Raw genomic sequence first — 24677 nt, 5'->3', positions numbered from 1 at the left:
GACTGAAGATCATGAACACAGCCGCCCGGGACTACTTCTCCGCGAAGCTCGCCTTCGAGACCGACCCCTCCGACCTTGCCGCTGCACGTGCGGCCGGAAGTGCCCCCATCGTGGTGGACACCCGAAACCGACAGTCGTGGGATCAAGGCCATATCCCTGGAGCACTGCACATACCGACACTCGACATGCAGGAACATGCTTCGCGCGCACTTCCTGATCGCGACGCGGACATCGTCGTCTACTGCTGGGGTCCGGGGTGCAATGGCTCGACGAGAGCTGCGCTGGCTCTCACTCGACTGGGCTACACCCACGTCCGCGAGCTCATCGGAGGTTTCGAGTACTGGGCACGTGAGGGGCTGGCGATCGAAACAGCATCCGGCCGCAGCCGTCGCCCGATCGACGACCTGACCGCGCCGGTGTGATGCGCTCGGTAGAGGAATCCTCCATGTCGTAGGTGCCTGATCCGTGGTTGCATCGGGAGCGACCCGAAGGAGTGCCCATGCCCACCGTCGTCACCAACGACAATGTGACTCTGAACTACATCGACGAGGGCGCCGGGCCCGTGATCGTTCTGATCGCAGGTTTTTGCGCTCCCGCGACGACGTGGGTGATGCAGCAGGACGCACTGGTGAAAGCCGGATATCGAGTTCTTGCTCTGGACCGCCGAGGGCATGGTGACTCGGAGTCTCCCGAGCACGGTGCCACGATGGCCAGGCACGGTCAGGACGTCGAGAATATCCTCGCGTCGCTTGGCGTCGACGATGCTGTGCTGTGTGGTGGCTCCATGGGCGCGAGCACCATCTGGTCGTACGTCTCGCAGTTCGGCACCGGCCGTGTGAAGGCCGTCGTGTCGGTGGATCAGACCCCGAAGATGATCAACGATGCCGAATGGTCCAACGGGTTCTTCGGATTGACCGACTCCAACAAGGACACGTTCTTCGCCGACGGGGTACCGGACACGGGAAAGGGTCTGCCGAAGTGGAAGTCCGCGTTGCCAATTCTGAAGCTCGTCGCGAAGCTCCGCGCGATGCCGAAGATGGTCTCACCCGATACGCCACCGATGAAAGCCCTTCTGCACGATCACGCAGTAGCGGACTGGCGCGAGGTCGTTGCCACCGTCGACGTCCCGGTACTGATGGTCGCCGGTAGGGAGAGCCAGTTCTGGCCGTGTACGCACGCAGCGGACTCCATTGCCGGAAACCCACTCGGACGCTCCGTGGTGCTCGAAAACTGCGGTCACGCGTCCAACATGGACCGCCCCATGGAATTCAACGCTGCACTGCTGGACTTTCTCGGTTCACTTCCCCAATAGATCCGCGCTTCGTCGGAGTCGCATCAGCACCTGCAGGTCCAGTGCCTTGTCCGGGTCACGCCATTGGGAACCGATGAGCCGGTCGATGGCGTCGAGTCGTTGGTAGAGCGTGTTGACGTGCACTCCAAGGCTTGCGGCGGTGGCCGAATGGTGACGCCCGTGGGCGAGGTACACCGACAGCGATTCGAGCAACGGAACGCCCCGCTTGCTCTGCTCGGCCATCAGCGGACCCAATTGCTCCTCGGTCAGTTCGTCGAGATGCTCACGAGCCATGTGGCTCAGCAGGATTCGGTAGATACCGAGTCCGCGTGCCGACGACACCTCGCCATCTCGTCCGAGCGTGATCAACACGTCGACGGTCTGCTGGGCCTCGCGGTAGGCAGCCGCCAGCGCGACCGCCCCACGGGCAGGCTCCGAGATCCCCACCGTTGCACCCGTCGTGAACATCGGCCGAACCACAGCCGATTCCTGCGCGGGCACCGCGACCAGCACCCTCGAACCATGTTCTGCCACAACCGTACCCACCGGGAATTCCGATCTGCCGATCTCGGTACGGGACACCATTCCCTGCGCGACGGCGATGCAGTACGAAGCGCCCGGGGACAGGCCGGCAAGGCGAAGTTGCCGTCGCTCGTCGTCGGTGGTCGACGCCGGATGAGAGAGCAGATCGACCAGAAACGCGTCCTGCGCCCGCCTGGCAGCTTCGGCCGCCGCGCGCTCCTCGGCGAGCGACAACGCGATGGCGGGCACCGCGCGGTCCAGGAGCAGCCGCGTCTGCTGATCGTCCGGACCCACCGAGATAAGGACACCGAGAAACTCGCCCGCAGCGGCAACACGGTGGGCAATGACAAAGTCGTCGGCGACGATGTCGGCGCCGTCGCGGCATTGCCCGAACAGGATCTCGACTGGAACGACCCGTTCCTCCAGAGACTCCGGAACAGACGAGGCGTCGGTGAGAAAGAACGCCGGTCGACCGGACAGTGTCGCCACCTCCCGAACGAGACGACCCACCCCACCCCCGCGCAGCACCACCTGAGTCAGCGTCCTGTCCCACTGCAGTGTCTGTTCCAGTTCGGCGGTCCGTGCCGACAGCTCGGCGTTCACCACTTCGAGCCGTTCGATGGCGCGGACGTTCTCGATGGCAATCGCAGCGTGCGCGGCAAGAGCGGACAGCAATGCGATCTCACTGTCCGCGAAGTCACGCTCCTGACGCTTGCACGCGAACAACGCACCGATGACCCGATCCCCTACCTTCAGCGGTACCCCGAGCAGCCCCCGCATGTTCTCCGACCGCGCCGCGCTGTCCGCACCGGTGATGTGCCGGAACGCCGGCTCACTCTGATAGTCGGGCGTCCACGACGGAGACGCTCCGCGCACGATGACGCCCACCAACCCCTCGTCCTGAGCCAACCGGATCCCGATCAGATTCGGAGTCAGAGCACCGCTGGTGACCTCGATGACGAATTCGTCGTCGTACACCGAGCCCATGTAGGCGAGATCGACTCCCAACAACCGGCGCGCCTGGTCGACGACCTCCTGAAGCAGGACACGGTCGTCACGTGCCGTCGTCAACCGCACTGCGATGTCGTTCAGAGCCGCCAGCTCGGTGCTGCGTTGGCGACGCTGGTCCAGCAACGCACGAAGCCGCAGGGCAGCGTGCGCGTCGGGACCGGGGAAGGCGAGGCGATGCGCCTCGAGCTCGTCGATCGAAGCGTCGTCGAGCAGCAAATCCATCCATGATCTATCCGACCCCATGGACAGAACCTACATTGGTGGAGACCCAGCTCACAGATAAACTCGGAGACATGACGCTCGTCGAACAGCTGTTGGACTCCCTTCCCACGGACCGCATCGTCGTCGATCCGGACGTGATCGCGTCCTACCAACACGACGAGGCCGAGTGGGCTCCGTACGCCGTGCCGGTGGCGGTCGTCCGGCCGCGTACCGCAGAAGAAGTCCAGGCCGTCGTACGAGCCTGTCTGACGCACGGCGCCCCCGTCGTCACGCGCGGCGCCGGCACCGGACTGTCCGGCGGAGCCAACGCGACCGAAGGGTGCGTCGTTCTCGCCCTCGACGGTATGGACGCCATCAAGGAGATAGATCCGCTGGAGCGGTACGCCGTCGTCGAACCGGGCGTCGTCAACGACCACCTGCGGGCCGCCTGTGCAGAACAGGGACTGTGGTATCCGCCGGACCCGGCCAGCGCACCCTGGTCCACCATCGGCGGCAACGTCGCCACCAACGCCGGAGGCCTGTGCTGCGTCAAATACGGCGTCACCCGCGATTACGTCATGGGCATGCAGGTGGTCACCGGAACCGGCGAGCTGGTCCGGCTCGGACGCAAGACCGCCAAAGGTGTTGCCGGATACGATCTTGCCGGACTGATGGTCGGGTCGGAAGGAACCCTCGGCATCATCACCGAGGTCACCGTCAAACTGCGGCCCCTGCAAGATCCCCAGCGGACGATCGCCGGATACTTCGACTCGATCGTCGACGCGGGAAGAGCCGTAGCTGCCGTTGCCGCAGCGGGACTCACGCCGTCCGCGCTGGAACTGATCGACAAACAATGCCTCATCGCCGTCGACGCCTGGAAGAACATGGGCCTCTCGGTCGAAGCGAACGTCGTCCTGCTCGGCCGGATCGACGACCCAGGAATCGTCGGGGACCAAGAAGCAGAGAAGATGCTGTCCTGCTTCGAGGAAGCAGGTGCCACGTGGTCGGCCGTCTCGACCGACCAGGAGGAGGCCGACGCCTTGTTCGCAGCACGGCGACTGGCCTACCCCGCGATGGAGCGTCTCGGACCGGTCCTCACCGAGGACGTGTGTGTCCCGAAGAGACATGTGCCGGAAATGCTCTCACGGATCGAGCAGATCGGCCGGCGGTACGAGACCACGATCGCCAACATCGCCCACGCGGGCGACGGCAACCTGCACCCTCTGCTGATCACCCCGCACGACGATCTTCCTGCGCGCGAACGCGCGCAGACTGCTTTCGCCGAGATCATCGACGCAGCATTGGAACTCGGCGGCACCGTCACCGGTGAACACGGCGTCGGGTTGCTCAAGATGGACGGACTGGTTCAGGAACTCGACCCGATCGTCCTCGACATGCATCGCTCGGTGAAGAACGCCCTCGACCCACACTGCATCTTGAATCCGGGCAAGGTTTTCACCGGGTAGGCGACTGCCTGAACCACGGTGGAAGCTGGAACGCACTGTCCGCCTGCGGGTCCGGACTGAGGATTCGGTGCTTGCCGTCCTGGATCTGATACACCAGATGCGCCTGGGCCAACGAGGCATCCGCCGACGCCAACGGGTACGCGACGGCAGCCTGCCCTTTGCCGCCGAGGCAGTACGAGCCGTTGACACCGCGGTGCACGAGACTGCGTATCTCGTGCGAGACCTTTCCGTAGTCCCGCGGAGATGCCGACCGAGACCACGCGTCGGCGAGAATCATCGTGCGGTCATAGGAAATTCCGGCGTGCGACCGTCCGGGGAACACTCCGTAGGCGCGCTTGTAACGCTCGGCGAAGCCTTTGCTCACCGGATCCGAGTACGTTCCGGTCACCGTCGCCCACAGGATCCCGTTGGCACGCTCGCCCAACTGCTCTCGAAACTCCGGGATCGACGGCGCGTAGAGGCTGTAGATCAACGTATCCGGCATGTTGTCCAGGAGTGCTCGGATGGTCGCGACGGTGCCGTCGACGAAGTAGTGGCCGATCAACAGTGCTGCAGGAGCGAGAGACCGCACACGGCTGGCGGCGTCGACCCAGTCCTGCGTGCTGGGACCGACCCGGACGATGTCGAGCGACCACCCCTGTTCCTGAGCCAGGTCGGCAGCTCGATCGAGTCCCAAGTTGGACACCTTCCACGCTCCGAGCAACACCACCAACCGCTTGGACGACGGGTTCCACTGTCCCCGCCTCTTCAGGCCTGCAAGAAATTCCACGAACCCGGGGCCGTAGTTGGTGTCACTCGGGCAGACCTGGAAGATCCGTCCGTACCGCGACGGGTCGTGCTCAACACGTTGGACCATCGCGTCGAGCGTCGCAGCGTGCAGATAGGGTGCCCCGTAATCGGCTGCGACTTCGTGCGCCACTTCCTGCCACGCGAAATAACCCGAGGTAATGGCGTCGACGCCTTTGCCTGCCAATTCGAGCATGCCCTTCTCGATGCTCGACTCCGACACGATGTCCACATCGGCGGTGGCCAGTTCGACACGTCGACCGCAGACACCACCACGGGCGTTGATCTCCGCGAGTGCCAGTTCGGTGCCGCGCACCATTTCCTCGCCGTCGGCACGTGCGATTCCGGTGATCGGAACAGCCGAGCCGATCACGAGTGGCTGCAAACGGATACGTCGCGATGCAGGGACCAGCCTTCTGCCCGGCACCGTGGCGGATGCCCGGACGAGAGCGAGATGCTCGAAACCGTCGGTCCCGCCAGGCACGGGCAACCGCGTCATGCCCTCGTCCAATGCCTTGGTCGCGGCCGCGGTTCGACTCTTGACCCCGAGCTTCGCGAGAACTCGGTCGACGTGAGTGGTGACCGTCCTCGGACTGAGCCACAGTCGGTCGGCGATGTCCTGGTTCGTCAGGCCACCGGCCAGGAGGGTGACGACGTCGACCTCCCGTGCGGTGAGCCCCCACACGAGTTCTGCGTCCTCGCGTATCGACACCTCGGCGCGTGCCTCCGCACCGGCATCGACGAGGGAGATGCACACGGCGAGCAGCTGCTTCTTCGGCGACATCCACCGAAAGCGCGCCTCGAGGAGGTCGTCACGCATGACTCCGACGGCGATGGCCGCGACGTCACCGGGAATCGTCGACAGCGGTCCCGGCTCGGTCACCCAGGAATGTTCGACGGTGCCGTCGGGACGAACCAGATAGCTCGCCGCGACAGTGGTGTCCGCATGATGATGTAGCTTCACTGGCGAAGAGCCTTTCCGACCTAGAACTCGAGCTTCCCCGCCCTGGTCAGGACACTAATCCGGAAACCGGCGTCAGTTGTGTCGAACGAGTTAAATCCGTTCGACCAGCAGTGTGATCTTCCGCGGCGAGCGCGAGATTTTCCTTGATCGCCACTCCGCTGTAGCGACGGCTGTGCATCTGGGCGGCCAAGTCGAGGATCCGAGCGACCGAATCGACCGGGCCCACCCCACGTGCATGGATGTTCGCGACGAGGTTGCGGTCGGCGTCGGTGTTGCCCGGCCCCGGTCGCCACGCCATGTACGCAGACAGACTGTCCGCCGCACGCAGCCCTGGTCGCTCACCGATGAGGAGAACCACCACGCCCGAGCCGAGCGAAGCGCCGATATCGTTCATGATCCCGACGCGGCAGTTCTCGACGGTGATCACCCTCCCGACTGTCCATCCTCGCGCACTCGCACCGTCCAGCAGACCGGGCAGAACGAGTGGGACCTGGCGGGCGACGGCAGTCCCGGAAAGACCGTCACCCAGAACGATCTGGATGTCGGCGTCTTTCGTTCCTCGATGCCGCAGTTCGGACCGTGACTCGGTGTCGAGTACGCGTCCGAGATCGGGACGCACCAGGTATCGCTCGCGGGATCCGGCCGCACTGACGAGGTGGATGGGATCTCGACCTGCCAGCACCCGCTCGAGTTCCCCGGAGCGGTAGTCGACCGCGGAATGGACCGCGTCGCGGGCACTGGCGTGGTCGGCTCGAAGCTGCAACAACAGCGAGGTCGGGTACGACGTACCGGCCCGTCCCACTCGGATTCGCGCAGGAGTCACGGTTTCCAGGGCTTGCCGAGCCGCCGCCCCACCGTTCTCGACGAGGTCGTCCATCACGCGCCGATCGCTGGAAGGCTGCGCGCACCGACTGCCGCCCACCACTGCTCCGGTAGCTCGAGGATCCCCTGCGCCGGGTCCCAGCCACGTTGCTCGGACAGCCACGACGCGAACTCCGGAGCGGGGCCGCTCCCGAGCAGCTTCCGGACGCTCGCGACGTCGTGGTAACTGGTCGACTGATAATTGAGCATCACGTCGTCCCCTGCCGGGACGCCCATCACGAACATGCACCCGGCCAGGCCCAGCAGGGCCAGGAGGTTGTCGTTGTCGTTCTGGTCGGAGTCGACGTGGTTGGTGTAGCAGACATCGCACCCCATCGGGAGTCCCATGAGCTTGCCGACGAAGTGATCCTCCAGTCCGGCTCGGGTGATCTGACGCGAGTTGGCCAGATACTCGGGGCCGATGAATCCCACCACGGAGTTCACCAGGAACGGGTCGTAGAGTCGCGCGACGGACTGCGCCCGGGCTTCCAACGTCAGTTGGTCGACGCCGTGGTGTGCGTCGGCGGACAGCGCGCTCCCCTGTCCGGTCTCGAAGTACATGAACTGCTCGCCGACGAACTCGTGTGCGCGACGCCGATGGGATTCCGCCACGGCGTCGCGCCCTTCGGCCAACATGTCGAGCGAGATCCCGAAGCTCCGATTCGCTGCCTCGCTGCCCGCTACCGATTGGAACAGCAGATCGACGGGGGCGCCGCGTTCCAGCGCTGCGAGTTGGGTCGTGATGTGCGACAACACACAGGACTGGGTCGGTGCTCCGGTCAGTTCGATCAGGTCGTGAATCGCGTGCAGTACCCGGCCGACGGTATCGGGCGACTCGGTCGCCGGGTTCACACCGATGACGGCGTCGCCGCAGCCGTACATCAGACCGTCCAGCGCCGACAACATGATTCCAGTGACGTCGTCGGTCGGATGATTCGGTTGAATTCGACACCCGAAGACGCCGCGTTCACCCTGCGTGTTGCGGCACTTGGTCACCACCTGCAGCCTCGATGCTGCGACGATCAAATCGAGGTCACTCATCAGTTTTGCTGTTGCTGCGGCGATTTCAGGACCGATCGCCGACGCCAGTCCGCCGTTCCATTCCGTCGGAAAACTCTCGGACAGAACGACCTCACGAAACTCGCCCACGGTCAACGCCGAGATGGAACGGAAGCCCACTTCGTCGTGCGCGGCGTGGACGGCGTCGGTGATCGCGTCCTCGATGACGGGCTCACCATGGATCCTCGCCAGGGTCTCCTCGGACAATGCGATCTTCGCTGCTATCCGTTCGCTGTCGGATCGAGCCGCGATGCCGGCAAGCTCGTCACCGGATTTGATCTCGTTCGCTTTCGCCAACACCTCTTTCAGCGAATCGAATCGAAATCGCTCCCCGCCCACCAGAGCCTTGTACATGGAACTCCCTAGGATCGGCGTCGTGCAGCGGAATCGAGAGCGACAGCGGCGATCACGATCAGACCCTTGGCGATGAGCTGCCAATGCTGACTGACGTTGAGGCTGTAGAACACGTTGGTCAGCGTCGCGAGGATCAGCAGACCGACCGCGGAGCGCCACATCGCGCCCTCTCCGCCGCGCAGCGACGTTCCACCGACGACAACGATTGCAATGGCGTCGAGCGCGATGTTCGCACCGACATCCGCCTGCCCGACGGCTAGGCGCGACGCGTCGATCATCCCCGCGATCGCGGCAAGCGCGCCGGTGAGCACGTACACGCTCGCAGTGATCGACGGAACCCTCAGTCCCGACAACCAGCCGGCTTCGGTGTTACCACCGACGGCCTGCACGTTTCGTCCGATCGTCGTCTTGGCCAACACGATGCCGCCGACGACCATCGTCAGGATCAGGATGAAGATCGGAGTCGGGATGCCGAGCGTGTGCGACTTCGAGAGTGCCTGGAAACCGGGTTGGGAGACGATGAACGGTGCGGAGTTGGAGTAGATGTAGGCCAACCCCGAGATCACCGACGCAGAACCGAGCGTCGCGACGAATGGGTTGATGTGAAGTTTCGCCACCAACAATCCATTGGCCAATCCGCACAGTAGACCCGCGGCCAACGCTGCCGCGCCGGCCAATGCCACCGAACCGGTGGAGATCGTGACGCCGGCGAACACTGTCGAACCGAGTGCATACGTTGCGCCCACGGACAGGTCGAATCCACCCGAGATGATCACGAATGTCATACCGACAGCGATGATTCCGACGGCTGCGTTCTGGACCAGGATGTCCCGGATGTTCGCCGGCGCCAGGAACCCGTCGTACAGGAACGTCGCGACGACGACGAGAAGAACCAGCACGACCAGCATGCTGTACTTCACCAGGAAGGTGCTGGGACTGGTCTTCTTCTTCGAAGACTTGTCGGGAGCGGGACTGCTCGCGACCGGGTTGGTGTCGATTGACGTACTCATGCTGCATCCTCTCGAAAGCCGAGCTTGACGATGTCGGCCACCGTGAATGTCGGTGAACCTGCTGGAATGTCGTCGACGATCCGCCCGTGCGCGAACACGAGCAGTCGGTCGGCGACTGCGAGAACTTCCTCGAGTTCGGAGGACGTGACCACGACGGATGCGCCTTCCTCGGCCAAGTTGACGAGCGAGGCGAGCACCTCGGACTTGGCACCGATATCGATACCGCGCGTCGGTTCGTCGACGAACAGGACCTTCGGTGTGTGCCCAGCCCACTTGGCGAGCAACACCTTCTGCTGGTTGCCGCCGGAGAGGTGGACCACCGGTTCGCCGAGACGACCGGGGTCGAATCCGAAGTACCGCACCGGTTCCGACGCACCATCACGCTCTCGTCCCGGACGTAGCCATCCGAACGTGCGTGTCGAGCGGCCGAGCCAGTAGTTGCTGGCACCGTCCATGTTGAGTACGAGGCCGGCACGTCGACTCTCCGGAACCAGAACCAGCCCTGCGTCGATGGCCGCGCGAGGACTCTTGGGCCAGGCGATCTCGGCACCGTCGAGTGTCATCCGACCTGTGGCTGCCGGTTCCATGCCGCAGATGGAGCGCATGAACGTCGTCCGGCCGGACCCGACGAGTCCCCACAACCCGACTATCTCGCCCTGGCGGACGGTGATGTCGAGACCGTGCAGGACGTTCGGCAACGACACGTCCTGTGCTTGCAGCACTGCCTCGCCCAGCGGCCGGCGTTCGGCACGCACAGCGACCTCGACGTCGCGGCCCACCATTTCCTGGATGAGACGCTTTCGATCCCATTCGGCACGGTCCGCGGTGCGTACGATCGTTCCTTCTCGCAGCACGGTGATGCGGTCCGCAAGTGCCAGAACTTCTTCCAAGTTGTGGCTTACGAAGATGATCGTCGTGCCCTGTGAACGTAGGCGGTCGAGCACCCGGTACAACGTATCCCGCTCGTGCTCGGCCAGAGCCGCGCTGGGTTCGTCGAGCATCAACACCTTGCTGTCCGCCTGGACACCGCGCATGATCTCGAGAATCTGCTGGGTGGACACCGACAACTCACGCACCGGGACGCCCGCCGGGATGTCGACGTCGAAGTCGACGCACATCTCGGTGAATCGGGCTCGCATCGCCTTCCCGTCGAGAATGCCCCGCCGGGTGAGATTCTGTCCGAGGAATACATTGGCCACCGCGTCGAGCGCGGGCACCATCGTCAGTTCCTGGTAGACGGCCGCAAGACCGAGTTGGCGTACTTCCCGGGGGTTGCCACCGTGCAGTTCGGTGCCGAACACCGTGATGGAACCCGAACTGGCTTCCACACGGCCGCTGATCATGCCGAGGAGAGTGGACTTGCCTGCGCCGTTCTCCCCCACCAGAGCGTGCACACTGCCTGCTTCGATCTGCACCGTCGCCGACTTCACTGCGCGATTGGCGCCGTAGGTCTTGCTCACCTCGATGCAGTCGATCGCGGTCGACCGCGTTTCGTTCACAGTCATCTCGCGCCTCTAGTACTCGGCCGTGAAGTCGGCGACGTTGCTGCGCTCGGCGAACGGTGTACCGGGGAGGGAGTCCGACGTGGACAGATCGACGAACCGCGCGGTGTCGCGCTTCTCGACGGTGTCGGCGAGTCCCTGGATCGCCATGCGGGTCTCGAGACGCGGAAGCATCATCACGCTGCTGGTGATGGCACCGGAAGAGACGTTGTCGAGCGCCCACTGATCGCCACCGAAGTCGTACACCGAGACATCGCGGCCTGCGGTCGCCTGCACGACCCCACGCGTCATGCCGGAGAAGTTCGACATCACGACGTCGAGATCAGGGTTGGCCTGCAGAATCGTCTGTGCGGCTTGGAAACCCTTGGGAGTGGTGTAGTCGGTGGTCTGCTTGGCGACGACCTGGTACCGGCCGTCACCGTCGAACGCCTGTGCTGCATCGAAGAAGCACAGCGTGTTCGCGTTGAGGTCGGGTCCGGAGATCAGCGCGATCTTGGCGCCGTCGGGATGGTCGGCTTTGACCTTCTCCACCCATGCTTCGTAGACGTCGAGGGTCTGCCCGCCTACGTAGTTGACGGTGCCGGGCTCCCAAGTCTCCTCGCCACTGTTGGTGGCGCGGCCGCAGATGGGGAGGTTGAACACCGAGACGATGATGTTCTTTTCGGGTGCCTGCTGAGTCAGCATGTTGCACACGAGGTTTCCGTCGTTCGGCTCGACAGCGAACGCGTTGTACTTTCCGCTCGTGATCGCATTCTGCATCTGATCGAACTGAGTCTGGGCGTTGAACTGTCCGTCGAAGACATCGAGTTCGGCGCCGAGTTCGTCGGCTGTCTTCTTCGCCTCGTCGATGGAGGCCTGCAGGTAGGCGTTGCTCGCTCCGGCGGAGAAGTACGCGATCTTCAGATCGGATGCCGAGTCGACAGTGGGAACTGTCTGCTCGCGCCCTTCGCCGGAGGAGTCGGCGACTGCGTCGACCGAACAGGCGGGCAATACGGTGAGCACTGCTGCCGCGGCTGCGATGCTCATGGTGCGAAGCTTCATGATGGTCCTTTGAGTTTGGAAGGGGCGTTCAGTTCTCGGTCCACGTGTCGTAGATGTCGCTGAGGGACGCGAACCAGACGCCGTCGTGACCGGACATGTAGTCGAGGAGCTTCTCGAACATGATGATGTGGTGCGCGCGAGCAATGGTCTGCGGATGCACCGTCAGGGCCATGACTCCGCCTGGGACGTTGTCGTAGCAGTAGTCGAAGTGGTCCTTCCAGCGCTCGTACATCGACGCTGTCGACTCGAAGCCCTGGTTGACGCCGGGGATGTACTCGGCCGCGGGGAAGTCGTCGAGGAACCAGGACACGGGGAACTCGAGAATCGGTGACGGGGCGCCGAGGACGCTTCCCTCTTCCCAGCGCACCTCCACCGGACGCGGATGGTACGGCTCGAAATCGCGGCCCATGAGCGAGGAGTCCCATTCGAAACCGTGCTCTTCGAGGATCGACATGGTGTGCTCGGTGAAGTCCCAAGCCGGCGAACGGTATCCGCGCGGGCGCTTTCCGACGTACTTCTCGTGCAGCTTCAGGGTCTTGTCCATGAGGTGCCGTTCGGTGTCGAGATCGAGCGACGGCACCGATTCGTGGTAGCACCCGTGAGCAGCGACTTCCTGTCCTGCGTCGACGATGCTCTGGAAGGCGTCGGGAAACGTCTCCATGGAATGTGTGGGGGTGCACCAGGTTCCGGCGATCTTGTAGCGATCGAACAGTGAGAGAATCCGCGGCACACCGACCTCGGCGCAGAACTCACCGCGGGAGAGGTAGCTGGGGCTGGTCTTGCCGAACGTTCCCATCCAGACACTGTGTGCGTCGAAATCGCAGCCGATGTTGACGGCGATCTTCTTACCTTCGGGCAGGTTCAGAGGCATTTGTCGAGGTCTCCTTCTATTCGGGGAGTAGGTCTGCGGAAAATGTGCGATACAGCGGGTTCCGGCGCTGCCGATCGAAGAACGTCGTCGCCGCTCCCGTCTTTCGGTTCTCCGCAAGCAGGTCCAGGTCCAACGTGGCCGTGATGACGTCCTCGACGTTCGTCCGGGCCTCGGCCACCACACCGTCAGCGGGGAAGTCCAGATCACACGGGCTCAGGATCGACGCCCTCGCCCAGCCCGGTGACAGTGGTGCTCCGGCGAAACCTGCGATCGGTGCGTGTACTGCGTAGACCTGGTTCTCGATGCATCTCGCTGCCGCGGTGTGCCGGACGCGATAGAAGCCGGCCTCGGTGAACGTGTACGACGGCATCAGCAGAAGTTCGGCTCCGCGCCGTGACAGAACCGTGCTGACCTCCGGTATCTCGGCCTCGTAGCAGACCGCGATTCCGACGGTGACGTTGCCGAGATCGATCGGATCGAGTCGGTCTCCTTCACCCGTTCCCCAGTCGGCCTCGGCCGGGAAGATATGAGTCTTCTCGTGCCGGTATTCGGTACCGTCCGGAGTGAACAGAAAGGCCGTGTTCAGCAGCCCCTCCTCGGTGCGCACGAGATGTGTGCCGGCGAGGATGTTCTGACCACGAGTGCGGGCGAGGTCCGCGAACAAGGCGCGGTAGTCGTCGGTGTACTCCGAGATACGTCCGAGTTCGGAGATCGGATCGGACTGCCACCCGGGCTTGACGGTGAACAGCGGCTCGGTGACGAGCTCCGGGAACACGACGATGTCGCTACCGTCCGTCTGCTCTGTCAGCCCTCGGACCTGTGCGGCGAAGGCGTCGAAACCGTCGAGCTCGCGCATTTCGAATTGCACCGCGGAAACGGTGACTGTCCTGCTCATAATGAATCTCTTTCTCGTTCGGGCTCTAGCGAGCGAGCAGGCCGCCGTCGATGACCAGATCGGTTCCGGTGACGTAGGAGGACTCGTCGCTGGCGAGATAGACACAGCCGTAGGCAATTTCGCTCGGTTCCGCGCCCCGTCCCATCGGCGTTCCACCGATGACGCGTGCGTTGATCTCCGGATCCTGAGCTTCGGCGAGAGGCGTTCGAATCCACCCGGGCACGATCGAGTTCACTCGAATTCCCTGCTGCGCATAAGTGATTGCCGCATTTCGGGTCATGGACCGTACGGCTCCCTTGGCAGCCTGGTACGCCGCGACGCCGACGCCACCGACAACCCCCCATGCCGAGGACAGGTTGATGATCGAGCCTGCGCCTGCCGCGAGCATGGACGGAACGACCGCGCGCATACCGAGCCACACACCGGTCTGATCGACGCCGATGACTCGGTCCCACTCGTCGACATCGATCTCCTCGATCCCGGAGTATGCGATGACGCCTGCGTTGTTGACCAGTACGTCGATGCTGCCGTGCTCGGCGAGGATGGCCTCGACTGCGCGCTGCCAGGCCGCCTCCTGCGAGACGTCGAGGGCGATGGAGTGTGCACCGTCGATCCGTTCGAAACTGTCGGTCAGGTCGGCCGCGTAGACAGTGGCACCTTCGGCCACGAACGCTTCGGCCGTCGCGCGTCCGATTCCCTGTTGCGCGCCGGTGACCAGCGCGACCTTGCCGTGCAACCTGTTCATGGTGGAGCGTTCGCTTTCTCGGGTAGGGGCGCTCATTGCGCGAGGTATCCGCCGTCGATAGGCAGTTCGACGCCGGTGACGAAGGCTGATTCGCGCGACGCGAGATAGACGGCGCCCCAGGCGACATCCTCGGGATCTGCACCGTGTCCGAGCGGTGTGGCGTCGAGGTAGCGAGCGTTGAGTTCGTCGGTCTGCCCGACGGTCATCGGCGTCTTGATCCAGCCGGGAAGAATCACGTTGGCGCGGATCCCGTCGCGGGCGTAGCTCACGGCCGCGTTCTTGGTCATGGTGATCACCGCGCCCTTGGTGGCGTGGTAGGCCGCGACACCGGGCACAGCTGTCGATCCACAGATCGAGGACACGTTCACGATCGACCCTGCGCCGTTGGCGCGCATCGCCGGAATGACGGACTGCATACCGAACAGCACGCCGGTCTGGTTGATAGCGACGATGCGTTGCCACTCGTCGACGGGTGTCTCCACAATGTCGTGGTAGCCGGCGACGCCCGCATTGTTGACGAGTACGTCGACCTTGCCGTGGGCGGCCAGCACGTCCTCCAACAGTGCCGACCACTGGCCTCTGTCGGTCACGTCGTGCTGACGGATCGCAACCGCACTGTCCCTGGTCAGGCCTTGGACGTCGGTCGCGACGACGGTTGCGCCCTCCAAGGCGAAACGCTCGGCGATACCCAACCCGATACCGCCCGCCGCACCGGTCACGATGGCCACTGATCCGGACAGACGTCCCATCATGCCTCCTTCTGCTTGCCTCACCGAGATCGGTGATGCGCATCCGATTGATGCGATGGCTGAACAGTAGGAACTACTCGGCAGTGGGCACGTCCGTAGATTTACGTATGCGGGACGCTGGGAGGATTAGTTTTCACGGGCGTAACAGAAGACACCTCAGTGGGAATGCAGCGGCTTCCCCGCCAGTGCGAGGTGAGCTTCGCCGAAGGCCTCGGACTGCGTTGGGTGAGCGTGGATCAGGTGCGCGACTTCCTCGGGGTATGCGCCCCAGTTGACGACCAACTGCGCCTCACCGATCAGTTCGCCGACGCGTGCGCCGACCATGTGAATGCCGACGACTGAGCCCCCGGCCCGCACCAGCTTGACCCCGCCCGACGCGCCGAGGATCTGACTCTTGCCGTTGCCGGCGAGGTCGTAGACGACGGAATCCGCAGAACCGTGACGCTCGATCGCCTGCGCTTCCGTCAGTCCGACGGACGCGATTTCGGGGTTCGAGTACGTGACCCGGGGGATGTTCTCGTCGGGGACTGCAGCGGGCTTCAGACCCGCGATGTGCTCGGCGACGAAGATGCCATGCTGAAATCCTCTGTGCGCCAGCTGTGGTCCGCGCACGATGTCACCGACGGCGTAGACTCCGTCGTCCGAGGTCATCAGGTTGCCGTCGACGCCGACGAATCCCGAATCCATCGAGACGCCGCCGAGGTCGGACGTAGTGGGCCCGCGCCCGACCGCGACCAACAGAACATCGGCATCGAGCGTCTCCCCGGAGTCGAGGGTCACCGTCACACCGTCGGGGGTTTCCTTGACGCCGGTGAACGGCGACGATGTCCGTGCGACGATGCCGCGTTTTTTGAAGGCGCGGGTGAGCTGTTTGGACGCCCACTCGTCCTCGGCTGCAACCAGTCGGGGCAGTGCTTCGACGATGGTCACCTCGACGCCGAACGATGCCCACACACTGGCGAATTCGACGCCGATGACTCCCCCGCCCAGCACGATGGCCCGCTTAGGGACGTAGTCGAGGGTCAACGCCTGGTCGCTGGTCAGCACTCGCGGCCCGAGTTCGATTCCGGGGAGCACCTTCGCGTACGACCCAGTCGCGAGGACAACCGATGATCCGGTGATCCTGCGGCCGTCCACGTCGACGGTCCTGTTTCCGACGTATTTACCTGTACCGCTGACGAATTCGATTTTGTGAGCCTTGACGAGGCCCTGCAAGCCCTTGTACAGCTTGGAGACCACGCCGTCCTTGTACGCGTGGACGCCGCCGATGTCGATACCCTCGAAGTTCGCACGAACCCCCACCGACGAGCTCTCCCGGGCGGTGTCCGCCACCTCCGCCGCGTGCAGGAGGGCTTTGGTCGGGATGCACCCGCGGTGCAGGCAGGTTCCTCCGACCTTGTCCTTCTCCACCAGGGTGACCGAAAGTCCCAGTTGCGCAGCACGAAATGCAGCTGCGTACCCGCCCGATCCGCCTCCGAGGACGACGACGTCGCTCATGCCAACGCCACCAGGTTCATCGGGTCGGCGAGGATCGACGCGATGTCGGCCAGGAATCTCGATCCTTGCTCACCGTCGACCAGACGGTGATCGAACGACAGGCTCAGCGTCGTGACCGAGCGCAGAGCGATCTCTCCCTCGAACTCCCACGGCTGACGACGGATCGCGCCGAAGCAGAGGATCGCTGCCTCCCCTGGGTTGAGGATCGGGGTCCCCGAATCCACACCGAAGACACCGACATTGGTGATCGTGATGGTGCCGTCGGCGAGGTCGGCCTGGCCGGTCTTGCCTTCCTTGGCCGTCACGGTCAGTTGGGTCAGCGCGTGCGCGAGGTCTTTCAGACCGAGGGTGTGTGCGTCCTTGATGTTCGGGACCATCAGCCCTCTGGGTGTCGCGGCAGCGATGCCCAGATTGACGTAGTTCTTGGTGACGATTTCCTGATTCTGTTCGTCCCACTCGGAGTTGAGACTCGGATTGGAGCGCAGAGCGACCAGCAGTGCTTTGGCGACGAGCGCCAGCGGGGTGAGTTTGATGTCGCGGAAGTGCTTGGTGCCGCGTAGTTTTTCCAACAGTTCCACCGACGGTGTCACGTCGACGGTGATGAACTCGGTGACGTGCGGCGCGGTGAAGGCGCTCGACACCATGGCTGCCGCCGTGTGCTTGCGAACTCCCTTGATGGGAGTGCGGGTTTCGTTCTTCACCGTGCCCGAGACCGGGGCTGTGTCGCGCTCGGTGTACGCAGCCAGATCATCGCGGGTCACCTCGCCGTGTGCACCGGTCGCCGATACGTCCGCAAGGTCGATTCCCTGCTGCTTGGCGACGAATCGGACCGGTGGGGACGCGAGCGGTCTACCGTTCGACGGCGGCGGCGACGCGGGGGCCGCCGGGCGACGGTTGCCGCGTCGGCTCACGCCTTCGCCGGCAACGCCGTATCCGACGAGAACCGGGACACGTTCTTCCTTCTCGGCTGGCTCTTCGGTCACGATCTCGGTCGAGCCTTCGGATATCTCGATGATGACGCTGCCCACCTGGACTGTCGAGCCTTCGTCGGCGCGCAGTGCCGTGACCGTACCGGCGAACGGCGACGGCAGTTCGACCGATGCCTTGGCGGTTTCCACCTCGGCTATCACCTGGTTGAGTGCGATGGTGTCACCGACCTTCACCGACCAGCTGATCAGTTCGGCCTCGGTGAGTCCTTCGCCGAGATCGGGTAGGCGGAAGCTGTTCGTCATACCGGGAACGTCCTGTCCACTGCGTCGAGAATTCGGTCGGCGTCGGGGAGGAAGAATTCTTCGAGCTTCGCCGCCGGATACGGGGTCGAGAATCCGCCGACGCGCTGGATGGGCGCTTCCAGACTGTAGAAGCACTGATCCTGCACTCGCGCAGCGATTTCTGCGCCGATACCCATGAACGTCGCTGCCTCGTGGGTGATGACGAGCCTGCCGGTCTTGCGGACCGATTCCGCGATGGTGTCCATGTCCAGTGGCGAGAGCGAACGCAGATCGATCACCTCGAGCGACCGACCCTCGCCCGCAGCGACATCCGCTGCTTGGAGGGCGGTGACGACCAGTGGGCCGTACGCGATGATCGTCGCGTCCGTGCCCTCACGGACGACCCGAGCTCGGTGCAGCGGGTACGCATCGTCGATCGGCGCAGTGACGTCGACCTCGCCCTTCTGCCAGTAGCGTCGCTTGGGCTCGAAGAACAGAACCGGGTCGTCCGACGCAATGGCCTGGCGCAGCATGACGTTGGCGTCGGCGGCATTGCTGCAGCTGACGACGCGTAGGCCGGCTGTTTGCGCGAAGTAGCCTTCCGGGGATTCGGAGTGATGTTCGACGGCACCGATTCCGCCGCCGTACGGCACTCTGATGGTCAGGGGCATCGTGACGTTGCCACCGGTGCGGTAGTGCAGCTTGGCCACCTGCGACACGATCTGATCGAACGCCGGGTAGATGAAGCCGTCGAACTGGATTTCGACGACCGGCCGGTATCCGCGGAAGGCGAGTCCGACTGCGGTGCCCATGATTCCGGACTCGGCCAGTGGAGTGTCGATGACGCGGTTGGGTCCGAAGTCCTTCTGCAGGCCGTCGGTGATGCGGAAGACCCCGCCGAGTTTGCCGATGTCTTCGCCGAGCAGCACTACTTTGGGGTCGTCTTCCATCGCCCGACGCAAGCCTGCGTTCAGCGCTTTACCGAGCGGAAGCTGCGGGGCGGCAAGTGTCGCGGTCATGACTGAGCTCCTTCGAATCCGGCGAGATAGGTGGCGTAGGCGTCTCGTTCCTCGGCGATCAACGGATGGGGGTCTGCGTACACGTTGTCGAACACCGACATCGCCGTCGGCTCCACGGTGCCGAGGCATCCGCGGCGGAGTTCGGCTGCGGTCCAGTCGGCCCGATCCTTGACGCGTGCGCGGAGCGCGTCGTCCATCGCTCCTTCGGCGTCGAGCAGTCGCTCGATGCGGTCGATGGGGTCCTTCTTCTTCCATTCGTCGTCGACTGCCGCCGACCGGTAGCGGGTGGGATCGTCGGAAGTGGTGTGCGGTCCCATTCGGTAGGTGACGGCTTCGATCAGCATCGGTCCGCTGCCTTCGCGTGCGCGAGTCAATGCCATCCGGGTGGCCGCAAGGACGGCCAGCACGTCGTTGCCGTCGACGCGTAGCGCGGGAACACCGAATCCACGGCCACGTTCGGCGATCGTGATGTGCGTCTGCAGAGTCACCGGCTCGGAGATTGCCCACTGGTTGTTCTGGCAGAAGAACACGACAGGGGCGTTGAAACTTGCCGCGAATCCGAATGCTTCGGAGATGTCGCCTTGGCTCGTGGCGCCGTCACCGAAGTAGGTGATGACGGCGCCGTCGGCTCCGTCGAATTTAATTCCCAGCCCGTATCCGGTGGCGTGCAGGGCCTGAGATCCGACGATGATGGCCGGCGTTGTCATGTTGTACTCGTACGGGTTCCAGCCGGATTGGGTGGAACCGCGCCAGAACCGCAACATTTCCGTCGGGTCGACGCCGCGGCAGTACGCGACCCCGTGCTCGCGGTAGCTGCCGAAGACGAAATCGTCGGGGTGCAGTGCGCGGGCGGATCCGACCTGGGCGGCTTCCTGTCCCAGCAGAGGTGCCCAGAGCCCGAGTTCTCCCTGCCGCTGGAGCGCGGTGGCCTCTGCGTCGATCCGTCGTACGACGATCAGGTCCTCGTAGAGGTCGCGGAGCTTGTCCGTCGTGATGTCCTCGACGAGGCCGGTGAATTCGGAAGGCTCGGTTCGCGTGCCTTCGGCTGTGACGAGCTGGATGAGGTCGTCATCGCTCGCTCGTGAAATTGCGGTGTCCATCTCGGCCTCCGTACAGTTGCACTGTTACCTGGAACACAATCAAGAATCATCAGAAGGATCAATAGTTCGGATTCGAATTGAGCACGTTGCACGTTTCCTGGTCACGAAAACGTGCTTACCTTGTGCGCATTGATTCCTCGCGCGGTGCGGCGACGGGGCTGGGTCGGGCGCCCACACGACCGCGAAGTATCAGAACCAACGCGACGGCCAAGAGCATCACCGCGCCCACTACCCACAGCCCTGCGCGCGCGTTTCCGGTGGTGTCGAGCAGCCACCCCGTCACGTAGGGAGCGCCGAAGCCGGACATGTTGCCGACCGAGTTGATGATCGCGATTCCAGCGGCGGCACCCGCCCCCGTCAGGAACGTGCTCGGGAGGTACCAGAACACGGGGAGCGCGCAGAAGACACCGACGGCATTGACCGTCACCGCCAGCATCGTCGTGAACGGTGAGTCCATGTACAGCGCGAACGGGATGGAGACAGCGCCGACGAGGGTTGGAATCGCGACGTGCCAGGTACGTTCACCGGTCCGGTCACTGTGCCTGCTCCACAGCACCATGGCCACCGCACCGACGGCGAACGGAACGGCGACGATCAGACCGGTTGTGACGAGCGAGAAGTCGGTGTCGAACGTCTGTTTGAACCCGGCGACGATGCTGGGCAGGAAGAAACTGAGCGAGTACAGCCCGTAGGTGATACCGAAATAGACGAGGCCGAGCATCCACACCCTTGCATCGCGCAGTGCTCGAGTCACCGAGCCACTGACGTGTCCACCCTTCGCGGAGTCCTCGGACTCCAGTTCGGCCGTCAGCCATGCTTTTTCGTCGTCGTCGAGCCACTTCGCCTGAGCAGGCCGGTCGGTCAGGTAGAACCAGGTGACGACGGCGAGCAGAACCGCGGGAAGGCCTTCGACGAGGAACATCACGCGCCATCCCGAGAGCCCGAACAGCCCGTCCCAGTACTGGATGATCGCGCTGGACAGTGGCGCCCCCAGAGCCGAGGAGATCGGGAGCGCCAGCAGGAAGAGGCCCATCAACCGCACGCGGTACGCACGCGGGAACCACATCGTCATGTAGAGCAGCACGCCGGGGAAGAAGCCGGCTTCCGCGATACCCAGCAGAATGCGCAAACCGTAGAGCCAGCCCGCGGTGGGCACGAAGGCCATGCCCGCGGCGATCACTCCCCACGTCAGCATGATGCGGGCAATCCAGCGCCTGGCACCGAACCTGTGCAGCGCCAGGTTGCTCGGCACCTCGAAGAGCAGGTAGCCGATGAAGAACAGTCCGGACGCCAACCCGAACATCGTCTCGGTCAGGCCGAGCTCGTCGCTCATGGTGAGTTTCGCGAGCCCGATGTTCGTTCGGTCGAGGTAGTTGACGAAGTAGGCCAGGCCCAGGAACGGAATGATCCGTCGGGCGACCTTCTTGACCACCCGCGTTTCGATCTCGGGTTTCGGTGCGTCTGCAGGCATGTGTCTCGGCTTTCTCGGTGGTGAGAGTGACCTGGGACACGTTATGGGTTGGTGGGCGCTTGGCCTATGGAGAAATCGACCATTCCCGTGGCGTCGACACGTGCAGTTTGTCCTTTCCGATCTCCGTGCTCCCCTTGAGCGACTACGTCGATTCCCACTCGCCCTCAGGCGGAGCGGCCCGGATTGTTCACACCCGGCACCAGGTGGGTGGACACGCCGATGCGGTTCCAGGCGTTGATCGTGAAGATCTGAGCCAGCAGCTGACCGATCTGGTGCTCGTCGAAGTGCTGCGCGACACGCTCGTACACCTCGTCGGACACTCCTCCCTGCGAGATGAGCGTGACCTGTTCGGTCAGCGCGAGTACCGCCTGTTCCTTCTCGTCGAAGAAGTTGCTCGCGTCTCGCCACACCGCGACGAGAGCCAAGCGCTCCTCGCTCTCGCCTGCCTTCCTGGCGTCGGTGGTGTGCATGTGCAGGCAGAACGCGCAGCCGTTGAGCTGTGACGCTCGGATCTTGATCAGTTCGGCCAAGGCTGGGTCGATGCCGTTGCGGCCGGCGACGTCGAGAGCGACGAGCGCCGTGCGCACGGCCGGGGATGCGGATGCGAAGTTGATGCGTGTTGTCATGACCGGAACGCTACGACGCCTCGATGACCGCAATAAGGTTCAATTCCGTGGCAGAAATCGTGGTCGATTCGGGGATCGACCTTCACCTGGATCTCGCCCCGACCGGCTCGCGGCGGTCCGCGCTCGGACGCGCCCTGCGCGACGCCATCGCGACCGGGCGGCTGCAGCCGGGCACCCGGTTACCGTCGTACCGCGCGTTGGCAGCCGATCTCGGCGTCGCCCGCAACACGGTCGCCGAGACCTACGGTGAGCTCGTGTCCGAAGGGTGGCTCGACGCCCGCCGAGGCTCGGGTACCCGCGTCGCGCATCGCGGAGCGGCATCGGTGCGCGCGGCGTCGTCGACGGTGCGGCCGGAGTTGCGTCCCGAGCACGACCTTCGGCCGGGCCGTCCTGATCAGTCAGCGTTTCCGCGCGCGGCGTGGATGGCCGCGGCACGCCGAGCGGTCAGCGGCGCGCCCGTCGACGCGTTCGGCCCGGGCGATCCGCACGGCCGACTCGAACTGAGACGCGCACTGGCCGGGTACCTCGCCCGTACCCGCGGAGTTCGCAGTGATCCGCGACGAATTCTCGTGTGTTCCGGCTTCTCTCAGACAGCGCAGATCCTCACGTCGGTCGTCTCCGGACCGTTCGCGGTCGAGTCGTACGGCCTGCCGTTCCACCGGCGCCTGTTCGACACCTCGGGCCCGACCGTGCCGATCGGCGTCGACGAGCACGGTGGCCGAACCCATGAGCCGATCGAGGCAGCTGCGCTGGTGCTCACGCCAAGCCACCAGTTCCCGACGGGCGTCTCCCTCCACCCGCAGCGAAGAACCGCGGCGGTGGACTGGGCCCGCGCCACCGACGGACTTGTCGTCGAGGACGACTACGATGGCGAATTCCGCTACGACCGAACGCCGGTGGGAGCAATGCAGGGCCTGGATCCGGATCGGGTGCTCTACGCAGGCTCGATCTCGAAGTCTCTCTCACCCGGCGTACGTGTTGGGTGGATGGCGGTGCCGGAGCACCTGCTCGACCCGATTCTGGACGCGAAAGGCGTCAGGGAGGCAACGGTGAGTGCTCTGGATCAGTTGACCCTCGCGGACTTGATCACCACCGGCGCCTACGACCGTCACGTTCGGGCGATGAGACTGAAATATCGCAGACGAAGAGACGCGCTCGTCGATGCCCTGCGGGAGCGGGTACCCGAAATCGGAACGATGGGAATCGCCGCCGGCCTACAGGCCGTCCTGACGCTTCCTCCCGGCTCGGAGTCCGACGTGCTGGCCGGTGCGAGTGAGGCCGGCCTCGCCGTCGAGGGTCTCGGCTGGTTCAGGCATCCAAGCGCCGCCGAGGTCGAGTCCGACGTCATGCCCGACGGAATCCTGGTGGGATTCTCCGCACCGAGCGACCGTGCCTTCCCTCGCGCAGTGGAGACGTTGGTCTCGGTTCTCGAACTCACAACCCGAGGCCGGCGGCGAGGGTAGGCCAGCTCTTGGGCAGTTGATCGACCCAGTACGCCCACGAGTGGGTGCCGACGTCCTCGAAATCGAAAGTGGCGGGGATGGCGAGCTCACGCAACCGGTCGTCCAGTCGATGCGTGCAGAAGTTCGATCCCACCTCGATGAGGCCACCCACCACAACGACGTCCCAGTCCTTGGCGGTCTCGAATTTCTCGTGCGGCCCCGGCAACCCGGTTCCGACGGAGACGTAGATCGATGTGCCACGCAGCGCTTCGGCGTTGACCAATACGTCGTGAGCCGCCCAGGCCGGGTCGAGCGGTCCCCCGAACATGTTGTCCGCGTTGCCACCGAAGGCCGTGACGATCCCGCGCATACTGCCCTGGCCCAACAGTTCCGCCGAGGCGAAGCAGCCACTGTACGCACCGACGGCCGAGTAGAGACTCGGGTTACGCGACGCCAGCATCATCGCCGACTGCGCACCCATCGACAAGCCGGCGATACCGTTGCGGCCGTTGCCGTCGAACTCCTCGTCGATCAGCGGCGGAAGCTCCTGCGTCAGAAAGGTTTCCCACTTGTACCGCCCGAGCTTCGGGTCGTCGCGCTGCCAGTCGGCGTAGAAGCTTCCCGGCCCGGCGAGCGGAAGCACGACGTTGACGTTCTTGTCGCGGAAGAACTCGGCAGCTCCCCCCTTGCGCAGCCACATGCTGTTGGTCGGGTCCTCCTCACCGATGCCGCTGAGCATGTACAGCGACGGACGGGGGCCGCTCTCGGTCTCCGGGGTCAACACCTGGACGTCGATGATTCGATCCATGCTCGGCGAGTACACCGCGAGCTGGGTGAGGGTGGTGCTGACGTCCACTCGACTGTCGATCCTCGGGGCCGACGGTTCCGCGGCAGCGAGGGTGGGGATACCGGCCCAGCCCACGACGAGGACCGCGCAGAACACAACGAAACGCCATGCGTGAACCATGAAACCCCCGCGCTCG

The 24677-nt window shown here is 64.3% G+C and carries 22 protein-coding genes; 4 read left to right on the top strand and 18 right to left on the bottom strand.

The annotated features are described in order from the left end of the window. Positions 1–11 precede the first annotated feature (11 nt). Positions 12–422, top strand: a complete 411-nt coding sequence (locus tag CH292_RS16005) for a rhodanese-like domain-containing protein (RefSeq protein WP_019662799.1) — start codon at positions 12–14, stop codon at positions 420–422. Positions 423–499: 77 nt separating this feature from the next. Next, on the top strand, positions 500–1312 hold the full coding sequence (locus tag CH292_RS16000; RefSeq protein ID WP_094627915.1) for an alpha/beta fold hydrolase: 813 nt from the start codon (positions 500–502) through the stop codon (positions 1310–1312). Here CH292_RS16000 and CH292_RS15995 read toward each other — a convergent pair. Next, entirely contained in the window at positions 1298–3046 is a 1749-nt protein-coding gene (locus CH292_RS15995; RefSeq protein ID WP_094627916.1) for a GAF domain-containing protein, read from the bottom strand. The two genes, CH292_RS16000 and CH292_RS15995, sit on opposite strands and share 15 nt — an antisense overlap. Before the next feature lie 71 nt (positions 3047–3117). Between CH292_RS15995 and CH292_RS15990 the strand changes: the two genes are divergently transcribed. Further along, positions 3118–4491, top strand: a complete 1374-nt coding sequence (locus CH292_RS15990) for an FAD-binding oxidoreductase (RefSeq protein WP_094655340.1) — start codon at positions 3118–3120, stop codon at positions 4489–4491. Here the strand turns inward: CH292_RS15990 and CH292_RS15985 are convergent. From CH292_RS15985 to CH292_RS15910, 16 genes are all read right to left on the bottom strand, one after another. Next, the gene (locus CH292_RS15985; protein WP_094655222.1) at positions 4481–6241 is read right to left on the bottom strand and encodes an ABC transporter substrate-binding protein; all 1761 of its coding nucleotides are present in this window, start codon (positions 6239–6241) and stop codon (positions 4481–4483) included. The genes CH292_RS15990 and CH292_RS15985 overlap by 11 nt on opposite strands. 46 nt (positions 6242–6287) lie before the next feature. Continuing rightward, positions 6288–7118: an ethanolamine ammonia-lyase subunit EutC gene (gene eutC / locus CH292_RS15980; RefSeq protein ID WP_080732915.1), complete on the bottom strand. Its 831-nt coding sequence runs from the start codon at positions 7116–7118 to the stop codon at positions 6288–6290. Further along, positions 7118–8515 (bottom strand): ethanolamine ammonia-lyase subunit EutB, encoded by a 1398-nt coding sequence (eutB, locus tag CH292_RS15975; protein WP_094655221.1) that lies wholly within the window; start codon positions 8513–8515, stop codon positions 7118–7120. Before eutB ends, eutC begins: the two co-directional genes overlap by 1 nt. A gap of 8 nt (positions 8516–8523) precedes the next feature. Next, a complete protein-coding gene (locus CH292_RS15970) occupies positions 8524–9525 on the bottom strand; it encodes an ABC transporter permease (RefSeq protein WP_037107980.1) in 1002 nt (333 codons plus the stop codon). Beyond that, entirely contained in the window at positions 9522–11030 is a 1509-nt protein-coding gene (locus tag CH292_RS15965; protein ID WP_094655220.1) for a sugar ABC transporter ATP-binding protein, read from the bottom strand. The genes CH292_RS15970 and CH292_RS15965 overlap by 4 nt, the downstream gene beginning before the upstream one ends. Positions 11031–11039: 9 nt before the next feature. Continuing rightward, complete coding sequence (locus CH292_RS15960) at positions 11040–12068, bottom strand: sugar ABC transporter substrate-binding protein (RefSeq protein WP_037107975.1); 1029 nt, start codon at positions 12066–12068, stop codon at positions 11040–11042. 28 nt (positions 12069–12096) lie between these two features. Beyond that, positions 12097–12939, bottom strand: a complete 843-nt coding sequence (locus CH292_RS15955) for a polysaccharide deacetylase (RefSeq protein ID WP_094655219.1) — start codon at positions 12937–12939, stop codon at positions 12097–12099. Positions 12940–12955: 16 nt separating this feature from the next. Beyond that, positions 12956–13834 carry a carbon-nitrogen hydrolase family protein gene (locus CH292_RS15950; RefSeq protein ID WP_094655218.1) on the bottom strand — a complete coding sequence of 293 codons (879 nt, stop codon included), beginning with the start codon at positions 13832–13834 and terminating at the stop codon, positions 12956–12958. 25 nt (positions 13835–13859) lie between these two features. Next, on the bottom strand, positions 13860–14615 hold the full coding sequence (locus CH292_RS15945) for an SDR family NAD(P)-dependent oxidoreductase (protein WP_230594342.1): 756 nt from the start codon (positions 14613–14615) through the stop codon (positions 13860–13862). Then, on the bottom strand, positions 14612–15331 hold the full coding sequence (locus CH292_RS15940; RefSeq protein ID WP_230594343.1) for an SDR family NAD(P)-dependent oxidoreductase: 720 nt from the start codon (positions 15329–15331) through the stop codon (positions 14612–14614). Before CH292_RS15940 ends, CH292_RS15945 begins: the two co-directional genes overlap by 4 nt. Before the next feature lie 153 nt (positions 15332–15484). After that, complete coding sequence (gene lpdA, locus CH292_RS15935) at positions 15485–16825, bottom strand: dihydrolipoyl dehydrogenase (RefSeq protein ID WP_094655217.1); 1341 nt, start codon at positions 16823–16825, stop codon at positions 15485–15487. Further along, positions 16822–18057 (bottom strand): dihydrolipoamide acetyltransferase family protein, encoded by a 1236-nt coding sequence (locus CH292_RS15930; protein ID WP_094655216.1) that lies wholly within the window; start codon positions 18055–18057, stop codon positions 16822–16824. The genes lpdA and CH292_RS15930 overlap by 4 nt, the downstream gene beginning before the upstream one ends. Then, a complete protein-coding gene (locus tag CH292_RS15925; protein ID WP_094655215.1) occupies positions 18054–19055 on the bottom strand; it encodes an alpha-ketoacid dehydrogenase subunit beta in 1002 nt (333 codons plus the stop codon). Before CH292_RS15925 ends, CH292_RS15930 begins: the two co-directional genes overlap by 4 nt. Next, positions 19052–20155, bottom strand: coding sequence for a pyruvate dehydrogenase (acetyl-transferring) E1 component subunit alpha (gene pdhA / locus CH292_RS15920; RefSeq protein ID WP_094655214.1), 1104 nt, complete (start codon positions 20153–20155; stop codon positions 19052–19054). The genes CH292_RS15925 and pdhA overlap by 4 nt, the downstream gene beginning before the upstream one ends. Before the next feature lie 115 nt (positions 20156–20270). Further along, positions 20271–21626 (bottom strand): MFS transporter, encoded by a 1356-nt coding sequence (locus tag CH292_RS15915; RefSeq protein WP_094627919.1) that lies wholly within the window; start codon positions 21624–21626, stop codon positions 20271–20273. Between the two features lie 164 nt (positions 21627–21790). Beyond that, positions 21791–22252 (bottom strand): carboxymuconolactone decarboxylase family protein, encoded by a 462-nt coding sequence (locus tag CH292_RS15910; protein ID WP_019662790.1) that lies wholly within the window; start codon positions 22250–22252, stop codon positions 21791–21793. A 23-nt stretch (positions 22253–22275) separates the two neighbouring features. Between CH292_RS15910 and CH292_RS15905 the strand changes: the two genes are divergently transcribed. Beyond that, positions 22276–23715, top strand: coding sequence for a PLP-dependent aminotransferase family protein (locus CH292_RS15905; protein WP_218830183.1), 1440 nt, complete (start codon positions 22276–22278; stop codon positions 23713–23715). On the opposite strand, the gene CH292_RS15900 is transcribed toward CH292_RS15905, so the two are convergent. Beyond that, entirely contained in the window at positions 23687–24661 is a 975-nt protein-coding gene (locus tag CH292_RS15900) for an alpha/beta hydrolase family protein (protein ID WP_019662788.1), read from the bottom strand. The two genes, CH292_RS15905 and CH292_RS15900, sit on opposite strands and share 29 nt — an antisense overlap. Positions 24662–24677: the final 16 nt, after the last annotated feature.

The sequence above is a fragment of the Rhodococcus sp. 14-2470-1a genome, assembly GCF_002259425.1.
GTDB lineage: Bacteria > Actinomycetota > Actinomycetes > Mycobacteriales > Mycobacteriaceae > Rhodococcoides > Rhodococcoides fascians_E.
Note: the sequence above shows the minus strand (reverse complement) of the source record. Positions and strands in the feature narration are given on the sequence as shown.